The sequence below is a fragment of the Nocardia carnea genome (assembly GCF_029868855.1).
Classification (GTDB): domain Bacteria; phylum Actinomycetota; class Actinomycetes; order Mycobacteriales; family Mycobacteriaceae; genus Nocardia; species Nocardia carnea_A.
The window spans coordinates 50740-59524 of record NZ_JARWOV010000307.1 but is presented as its reverse complement, the minus strand read 5'-3'; the positions used below and the strand labels follow the sequence as shown (position 1 = coordinate 59524).

The 8785-nt window shown below is 65.2% G+C and carries 8 protein-coding genes; 5 read left to right on the top strand and 3 right to left on the bottom strand.

From position 1 onward, the window contains the following. Positions 1 to 137: 137 nt before the first annotated feature. From sigM to QH195_RS31920, 5 genes are all read left to right on the top strand, one after another. Complete coding sequence (sigM, locus tag QH195_RS31940) at positions 138 to 677, top strand: RNA polymerase sigma factor SigM (RefSeq protein ID WP_280438122.1); 540 nt, start codon at positions 138 to 140, stop codon at positions 675 to 677. Between the two features lie 129 nt (positions 678 to 806). Next, a complete protein-coding gene (locus tag QH195_RS31935) occupies positions 807 to 1652 on the top strand; it encodes a hypothetical protein (protein WP_280420402.1) in 846 nt (281 codons plus the stop codon). A 177-nt stretch (positions 1653 to 1829) separates the two neighbouring features. Continuing rightward, positions 1830 to 2819 carry a thioredoxin-disulfide reductase gene (gene trxB, locus QH195_RS31930; RefSeq protein ID WP_280420401.1) on the top strand — a complete coding sequence of 330 codons (990 nt, stop codon included), beginning with the start codon at positions 1830 to 1832 and terminating at the stop codon, positions 2817 to 2819. A gap of 93 nt (positions 2820 to 2912) precedes the next feature. Beyond that, the gene (gene trxA / locus QH195_RS31925) at positions 2913 to 3245 is read left to right on the top strand and encodes a thioredoxin (protein WP_033243761.1); all 333 of its coding nucleotides are present in this window, start codon (positions 2913 to 2915) and stop codon (positions 3243 to 3245) included. Positions 3246 to 3420: 175 nt separating this feature from the next. Then, complete coding sequence (locus QH195_RS31920) at positions 3421 to 4614, top strand: N-acetylmuramoyl-L-alanine amidase (RefSeq protein WP_280420400.1); 1194 nt, start codon at positions 3421 to 3423, stop codon at positions 4612 to 4614. 19 nt (positions 4615 to 4633) lie between these two features. Here QH195_RS31920 and QH195_RS31915 read toward each other — a convergent pair whose 3' ends face one another. From QH195_RS31915 to QH195_RS31905, 3 genes are all read right to left on the bottom strand, one after another. Further along, a complete protein-coding gene (locus QH195_RS31915) occupies positions 4634 to 5359 on the bottom strand; it encodes a GNAT family N-acetyltransferase (RefSeq protein WP_280420399.1) in 726 nt (241 codons plus the stop codon). A gap of 216 nt (positions 5360 to 5575) precedes the next feature. Continuing rightward, positions 5576 to 6592: a ParB/RepB/Spo0J family partition protein gene (locus tag QH195_RS31910; RefSeq protein WP_280420398.1), complete on the bottom strand. Its 1017-nt coding sequence runs from the start codon at positions 6590 to 6592 to the stop codon at positions 5576 to 5578. A 47-nt stretch (positions 6593 to 6639) separates the two neighbouring features. Continuing rightward, positions 6640 to 7596, bottom strand: a complete 957-nt coding sequence (locus QH195_RS31905; RefSeq protein WP_280420418.1) for a ParA family protein — start codon at positions 7594 to 7596, stop codon at positions 6640 to 6642. Positions 7597 to 8785 lie beyond the last annotated feature (1189 nt).

Here is an 8785-nt window from a genome sequence, read left to right as displayed (position 1 = left end):
CCCGTGCCTCCGCTGGCGGGGGGGGTTGCCCACGGGTTTGGCTATTGTCGCCCTATTTTATTGGGGGGGGGGGGGGGGGGCCGGCGCCGCCCCCTGAGTCGGGGGCGCGAGAAACCGGGTTCGACAGCACCTCGGATATCGAATTACTGCGGGCGCACGCGGCCGGGGCTCCGCATGCGTTCGCCGCATTGATCCGCCGGCACAACGACCACCTGTGGCAGACCGCCGCGCGGGTCTGCTACACCCCCGAGGACGCCGCCGATGCGCTCCAGGAAGCCCTGCTTTCGGCCCATCGCAATGCGGGGTCCTTTCGCGGCGAATCCGGGGTCCGCACCTGGCTGCATCGCATTGTCGTCAATGCCTGCCTGGACCGTATCCGGCGCAATCGCGCCCAGCGGGCGGTGGTCCTGCCGCCGGAGGTCTGGCCCGAAATATCCGACTACGCCGACGAATACAGCCGTATCGACATCTCCATCGTGCTGGAACGTGCCCTGTACGCGCTCCCACCGGACCAGCGCGCCGCGGTGGTGGCCGTGGACGTCGAGGGTTACAGCGTCGCCGACGCAGCCGATCTGCTCGGTGTTCCGGTGGGCACGATCAAGAGCAGATGTGCGCGGGCGCGGCAACGGCTCAAGGCCGAATTGGATTCGCTGAACGAGGAGGGGAACCGGATGTGAGGCCGACGCGTCCAAACCAGTGACACATTTTCCTTCCCGAACGGTATGTACTCGACGGAGTGCAACCGCAGAACCCAGGAATCGATACCCGAGCCAGATGGACGCAGCAGCATTGGAGGTGCGAAGGTCATGAGCCCCGTTCCGCAACCTCCTTTCTCCGCGGAGTTGCTCGCCGATCTGCACGCCGGAAATATCGACCCCGAACTCGAGGCCCGGCTCTGGCCCGCGGTCCGGCAGGATCCGGACGCCCGGCGTTATCTCGAATCACTCGATGCTTTGCGGGCCTCCCTCACCGGCCTCGCCGAGTCCGATCGGGTGGTCCGCCCGATGCCGGCGGAGATCGCGGCCCGGTTGGACGCGTTCGCCGAATCCCTCGGGAGCGCAGCGGGCCGCACGGGCGGTGCCGACACCGCCGGGTCGGTGGAGGCGACTGTGCCACTCGGCGATATCCGGGCACCGGCGTTCTCCGGAAGGTCCGGCGCTGCGGACGCCGACCGGTCCGCTCCGGTGGCCGGGCCGATCGGTGGGGCGCCGATATCGCTGGACTCCTATCGTCGGCGCCGGCGGATCGCTGCCACGATCGCGGCAGCCGCGGCGGTGCTGATCTGCGCCGGCGCCGCATTGTTGGTCGGCACCCGGCCCGACGGCGAAACGACGCCGACCGCCGCGCCGACCGGCACCGCAGGTACGGAACCGGGCGCCGACATCGATACGGCGGTCGCGCTCCGTGCCCTGGGTCGCCACGATGTTCCCGGCCGGCTGGCCGATCCCGCCGCCCTCGCCGCGTGTGTCCGGGCCGCCGGGGTCGATCGCCCCGTACTCGGGTCCACCGAGATGAGGTTCCGCGACCGTACCGACGCGGTGCTCATACTCGTCGGCGGTCGAAACGGTGCGCAGATCACCGCGCTGGTCGTCGGACCCGGATGCGGACCGGGTAACCCGGAGCTACTCACCTCGATCACCGATATCGGCTGAGAATGCCGCCCGCTCCCTCCGGCCGTGCGTGTTCTGTACGGCCACGATCCGGTGCTGCCCGGCACCTGCCCCGCACAAGCGCGAGTCGCGGTCCGGTGCAGGCCATCGCCGGGAACAAAGCCCGTCTACCCTGTTGTTGACCGAAACGTCCCCATCAGCTTTCTCCGGAAGGGTCCCATGAGCACGCCAGTTCGCGACCTGATCATCGTCGGCTCCGGACCGGCCGGTTACACCGCCGCCGTGTACGCCGCCCGCGCCGAACTCGAGCCGCTGGTGTTCGAGGGCACCCAGTTCGGCGGTGCCCTGATGACCACCACCGAGGTCGAGAACTTCCCGGGTTTCCGCGACGGAATCATGGGCCCCGATCTGATGGAACAGATGCGGGAGCAGGCCAAACGCTTCGGTGCGGATATTCGCACCGAAGACGTGGACGCGATCGATCTGAGTGGCCCGGTGAAGAAGGTCACCGTCGGAGACGATGTCTACGAGGCCCATGCGGTGATCCTGGCCATGGGGTCGGCTGCGCGTTATCTGAATATCCCCGGTGAGCAGGAACTTCTCGGCCGCGGTGTCAGCGCCTGCGCCACCTGCGACGGTTTCTTCTTCAAGGGGCAGGACATCGTGGTGGCCGGCGGTGGCGATTCGGCGATGGAGGAGGCGATCTTCCTCACCAAGTTCGCCTCGAGCGTCACCGTCGTACATCGGCGGGAGGAATTCCGCGCATCCCGCATCATGCTCGAACGCGCCAAGAACAACGAGAAGATCCGGTTCCGCACCAATGCCCAGGTGGTCCAGGTACACGGGGAAACCAGCGTCACCTCGTTGACCCTGCGCGATACCCGCACCGGAGAAACCTCCGAGCTGCCTGCCACCGGATTCTTCGTCGCCATCGGCCACGACCCGCGCAGCGAACTCGTCCGCGGCCAGGTGGATCTGAACGCGGAAGGCTATGTCCTGGTGCGTGATCCGGGTACCGCGACCTCGGTCCCCGGCGTCTTCGCCGCGGGTGACCTCGTCGACCACACCTATATGCAGGCCATCACCGCGGCCGGCACCGGCTGCCGGGCCGCCATCGACGCCGAACGCTGGCTCGCCGAAAAGGGCGATATCACCAGCAATACGCTGCCGCACGCCGACGAGCCCGTCGCCGTTCCGACAGCGAATTGAGTCCGGAGGGCTCACCGGGCAGCTGAGCCACGGGCTCGGCTGCCCGCCCCAGCCCCGGGCGCACGGGCGTCCGGAGAACCAAGGAGAACCGCCATGTCCGAGACCACCAACACGGTCACCGTCACCGATACCTCGTTCGCCGATGCCGTCCTGCAGAGTGAGAAGCCGGTGCTGGTCGATTTCTGGGCCACCTGGTGCGGACCGTGCAAGATGGTCGCCCCCGTGCTGGAGGAGATCGCGGGCTCGCACGCCGACAAGCTCACCGTCGCCAAGCTCGATATCGACGCGAACCCCGATACCGCCCGCGATTACCAGGTCATGAGCGTGCCGACTATGATCCTGTTTGCCGGTGGCAAGCCGGTGAAGCAGATCGTCGGAGCCAAGGGGAAGGCCGCCCTCCTGCGGGAAATCGAAGACGTCATCTGACGTCTCGAATAGGCCATCCGGCGGCCGTTACGCGGCGACGCGCCGTAGTATGCCCTGACCAAGATTGTCGAATTCCGGTCCGGGTCTGACAGAATCGACCACGCTCCGTCGTGCGAGGGTGTACGCCATCGCATGAGTGGGTACCCGGGATTGACGGAAGGAAGGGCCCTCACGCATGCACCGACTTCGTCACGGCGACACCGGTCCAGCCGTAGCAGAGGTTCGGAGCACCCTGGCGAGTCTGGGGTTCCTGCACGCGCACAACGGCGCGCAGACCAATGGTTCGGACGAGTACTGGAAAGACACCGAAGCCACCTTCGATTATCAGCTCGACTCCGCGGTGCGTGCCTTCCAGCAGCACCGCGGACTCCTGGTCGACGGTGAGATCGGTCCCGCAACCTACCGGGCGCTGAAAGAAGCGTCCTATCGTCTGGGTGCCCGCACCCTCATCTACCAGCTTTCGGCGCCGCTGTACGGCGACGATGTGGCGACCCTGCAGCGCCGGCTACAGGACCTCGGTTTCTATGTCCACCGGGTGGACGGTTTCTTCGGTCCGCATACGCATGAGGGTCTGACCTCGTTCCAACGGGAAATCGGGCTGGCCGCCGACGGTATCTGTGGTCCCGATACGCTGCGTTCGCTCGAATTGCTCGGTGCCCGGGTCACCGGCGGTAATCCGCATCGGATTGCCGAGGAAGAAGTGGTGCATCGAGCCGGTCCGCAGCTCACCGGAAAACGCATCGTCATCGATCCGGGTCTGGGTGGGCCCGACCGTGGCCGTGCCGTGCCCACCGAGTTCGGCGATGTGTACGAGCAGGAGATCCTGTGGGATCTGGCCAGCCGGTTGGAGGGCCGGATGGCAGCAACCGGGATGGAGACTTTCCTGTCCCGCCCCTGGGGGAGCAACCCCACCGATGCGGAACGCGCCGAAACCTCCAACGCTTTCGATGCGGATCTGATGATCTCGCTGCGGTGTGCGTCCAACTCCAGCCCGATGGCCAACGGTGTGGCCGGGTTCTACTTCGGTAATTCGCACGGTTCGGTTTCTATGATCGGCCAGGTGCTGGCCGGGTTCATCCAGCGTGAGGTAGTGGCCCGGACCTCTCTGCAGGACTGCCGGACCCACCCGCGTACCTGGGATCTACTGCGTCTCACCAAGATGCCGACCGTGCAGGTGGATCTGGGATACGTCACCAACCAATACGATGCGTCGGTGCTGGCCGATCCGCGGATGCGCGATGTCATCGCGGAAGCCATCCTGATCTCGGTGAAACGGCTCTATCTACTGGGTCAGGACGATCAACCCACCGGCACATACACTTTCGCCGAGCTACTGGCCGAGGAACTCGCCGCCGCCGACAGCGGCTAGCGACCCCCGGCCGACAGCCTCAGAGGGTGAGGATCCGGGTCGGCACTGTCATCGACGCGGCGGCCAGCAGCTGGTCGAGAGCTCGCTCGACATCCTCTTTCCAACCGTGATCGGTGTCGAGTTCCAGCCGCAACCGGGGGAAACGGTGATGCGGTGCCACCACCTCGAACCCGACCTCCTGTAGAAAATCGGCGTCGATCATGCAGTTCTCCGGGCTGCACTCCATCACCGAACGTCGGGCTCCGCGCCCGGGGACACCGATGCGTTCCATCAGCCGCATAGTCCCGGTCGGACGATCGGAGAGAGCGGTGCTTGCGTGTGCCTCCCGGATACCGAACGCTTCCAGGGCGCGCACACCGCGGCGGACCAGATCTGTGACGACCCCCTGCACCATCCGGTAGGCGATATCACCGTCCAGATCGGGGTACTCGGTGCCGAGAGTGGTCAGCAGGATGGCATCGGGGCTCACCGGCGAGGTGGGGAAGAGGCCGGCCCGCGGCACCACCCTGGGCGGTGCATAAAGTGCACAACCGACGGTTTTGTCATCTATCGTCGCGAGTTGTCCGCACGAACCCCATTCGAGCATCACCGTCGAGATCCAGGCTTCCTTCTCGAATACCGGATCGCTGAATTCGCAGGAGTCCGCGGCCACCGCCGGGTCGATCTCCCAGAACACACACCGGCGAGCATGCGCCGGCAACCGGCTGATGCTTTCCAGGGTTAAACCTGTGACGCTGGTCGACACCGCTCTGCTCAGCCTCCAGCTATCCGATTCGTCTATGCTCACGCCGCATCAATGGTTTCTCGCCAGCAAGAATATGCGATCAAGTGAACCCGCCTCATTCCGCGTCACTAAGTCTTCGGTCAAGGACTGCCTCGGCACATCGGCCACTCGATCCTTCATTGTCACAGTGACGTTTTGTGGCCGAGGCAGAGGTTATGCGGTCAACAAGCCGAAATTTCAATTGTTCAGCGTAGTTTGCAGCATCATTCCGACGATCCGCTCCAGATCGTCCACTGACCCGAACTCGACGACAATTTTGCCCTTCCGCTTCCCGAGGCTCACCGAAACCTGAGTATCGAATGACGACGACAGCCGGTCGGCGACATCCTGTAATCCGGGGGAGTGGATGGGCGGCCGACGCGGCGCGGGCGGCTTGGCCGGTTCCTGTTCCCGGTTCGACAGCTTTACCGCTTCCTCGGTGGACCGCACAGAAAGCCCCTCGGCCACGATCCTGGCGGCCAGTACCTCCTGTGCGTCGGCACCGCCCTCCAGGCCCAGCAGCGCCCGCGCATGCCCGGCAGACAGGACCCCTGCCGCGACGCGGCGCTGCACCGGGATCGGTAGCTTCAGGAGGCGGATCATATTCGTCACCACAGGCCGCGAACGCCCGAGCCGAGACGCCAGCTCCTCCTGCGTAACCCCGAACTCCTCCAGCAGCTGCTGATAGGCTGCTGCCTCCTCGAGCGGGTTGAGCTGTACGCGATGGATATTCTCCAGCAGGGCGTCGCGCAGCATCGCATCATCGTTGGTATCCCGGACGATGGCGGGAATGACCTCCAGCCCCGCCTCCTGGCAGGCCCGCCAGCGTCGCTCACCCATGATGAGCTGATAGCGGTCACCGCCGGGCTCCAGTTCCCGGACCACGATCGGCTGCATCAAACCGAACTCGCGAATCGAGTGGATCAGTTCGGCGAGCGCCTCATCGTCGAAATACTGCCGGGGCTGCTTCGGATTGGGTTCGATCTTTCCGGGAGCTATCTCCCGGTACACCGCGTCCCCGGCAGACGCGAGATCGGGGCTCTCCACAGGTTCGGGAACCTGGTGCAGATAGGTGGAGGCGGGCCGCGGCCCCGGATCGAGACCGATCACCGCATCAGCGGCCTCGGAACCCAGCCCGGTCGCCACCGGAGCCGGGCCGGTGGGGATCAATGCCGCCAGACCGCGTCCGAGCCCACCCTTTTTCGACTGACTCACCGGCCTACCCTTTCCATTGCCCGCATCCACAGCCATTCCCGATCCGTTCACTGCGCGCCTTCCGTGAGCGCTGCCTGCCGAGCTGCGCCGCGCGCGGCCATTTCCCGGCCGGCATCCAGATAGCTGAGGGCGCCGCGGGAACCGGGGTCGTAATCGAGAACTGTCATACCGTAGCCGGGCGCCTCGGAAACCTTGACGCTCCGCGGAATGACCGACCGCAGAACGACGTCCCCGAAATGGCTGCGAACCTCTTCGGCCACCTGATCGGCCAGTTTGGTCCGGCCGTCGTACATGGTGAGAACCACGGTCGACACATGGAGTTCCGGATTGAGATGAGACTGGACCAAGCCGATATTCCGGATCAGCTGGCCTACGCCCTCGAGGGCGTAGTACTCGCATTGGATCGGGATCAGGACTTCCCGGGCCGCGACCATGGCGTTGATCGTGAGCAGGCCGAGCGACGGCGGGCAGTCGATCATCACGTAGTCGATGTCGTAGCCGGCGATATTGGCTTCCTGGATGGCGCCTTTCAACCGTGCTTCGCGAGCCACCATCGAGACCAATTCGATCTCGGCACCGGCGAGGTCGATTGTTGCCGGGATGCAGAGCAGGTTGTCACTGTGCGGGCTCTGCTGGATCGCATCCTGAACCTTGATCTCGCCGATCAACAATTCGTAGGTCGACGGAACACCGGAGTGATGCTCGACCCCGAGCGCGGTACTGGCGTTGCCCTGCGGATCCAGATCGATCACGAGCACCTTCATCCCCTGATGCGCCAGGGCTGCGGCCAGATTGACCGTTGTCGTGGTCTTGCCGACTCCGCCTTTCTGGTTGGCTACAGTGATGATGCGTTGCTCATGAGGTTTCGGCACTGTCACCTTTCCTGGATGCATTAACTGGCTTGCGCGGTGCGCCTCGGCAGCGATCGGCGTCTCGGTGGGGGAGATATGGCCATACGGTGTGCTTCCGAATGCCTCCGGGCCGATATTGCTGCCATCCAGCATTCCCGGCACGCGCGATGTTTCCCGTGAAACATTCGCTGAACCGTTCGACATAGACCGCTCCTAACGCGAGAACTGCAAGATCACGTGGCCTGACAGACGCCGGCGCCGTGTCGTCGAAACAAGCCGTGCTGGACCGAACGACGATCCACGACCAGGACTGCGGCATCCGTGCGGGACGGGTGGCTTCGCTGGACTGCGTCGTCACGCGAAGCCACCTCCTCCGACGCGGACACTGAGCCACCGGTCGATCGAACGGAGCTGCACCGCTGCAACGCCAAGATTCCTCCGTGGCACCGACGCTCACGCCCGACGTCCAATAGCTTGCCAGCAGCGAGCCCGAGAAGAAAGCTGAATCGCTGCGACGCGCCCGCGACACGCGGAACTCGCCCGAATTCATCGCCCGGAAACACGTTCGGTGCCACACCGGTACCCATGAAGCAATCGCAACCATCCGATCGAACGCTTCCAACCGCCGGCGCGCTCCACGACCTTCGACGAGATTCCCTTGCGTTCAAGAGTGTGGGCAGACCACCCGGTCGTACCTCAACAGCGAGCCGGTGCACGCACTCGGGTCTGCGGAACGACGACGAGGTAGAACCGAATCGCGGGCGACGGCCTCGTCGACGCGAGGGGTCCGGGGGCACAGTGCTCATGGCCGAGATGTTTCACGGGAAACACCGGTGACGCCTCCACGTGCCCTGGCGCGCCGATATTCGGCTTTCCCGAGCTACACCGAGCTACGCAGGGCGAAGCGCGCTGTCAGCGGCAACCCCGGCGGGCGCCATTTCTTGTCCTGCCGACCATGCGCACCACTGCGGTGCGGTTGATCATCCCGGGTACGCTGGCTGCGTTCCGCCACGGAACCGTAGAGCCGATGCGGCCTGTCGGCTCCTTTGCCAGAGCTACCCGCCGCCCGCCGCGACAACTCGCGCAACAGCGACGCTTCTCGGAGCGCGCCCACCGTGCCCATGACATCGGCGCCGGTGGAGCCTGACGCGAAGTGACCCGACATCGTTGGCCCGCCGCCGGATCTGGAATTTCCGCGGTGCTCATCTCGCCTCCAGAGTCGACCGAAGATAGACCCGGAGTCGCGTCGACCGCGAGCGAACCGAGCATCGTGTTTCCTCCATACCAGGCCCGACTTCGGGTAGTCGGCCCTCGGCTGGACGCGACCCCGGTACGGCTGTTG

Excerpts from the sequence above, each read along its gene's own strand:
- QH195_RS31935 (WP_280420402.1), top strand. The coding sequence starts at position 807 with ATGAGCCCCGTTCCGCAACCTCCTTTCTCCGCGGAGTTGCTCGCCGAT.
- trxB (WP_280420401.1), top strand. The coding sequence starts at position 1,830 with ATGAGCACGCCAGTTCGCGACCTGATCATCGTCGGCTCCGGACCGGCC.
- trxA (WP_033243761.1), top strand. The coding sequence starts at position 2,913 with ATGTCCGAGACCACCAACACGGTCACCGTCACCGATACCTCGTTCGCC.
- QH195_RS31920 (WP_280420400.1), top strand. The coding sequence starts at position 3,421 with ATGCACCGACTTCGTCACGGCGACACCGGTCCAGCCGTAGCAGAGGTT.
- QH195_RS31905 (WP_280420418.1), bottom strand. The coding sequence starts at position 7,596 with ATGCTGGATGGCAGCAATATCGGCCCGGAGGCATTCGGAAGCACACCG.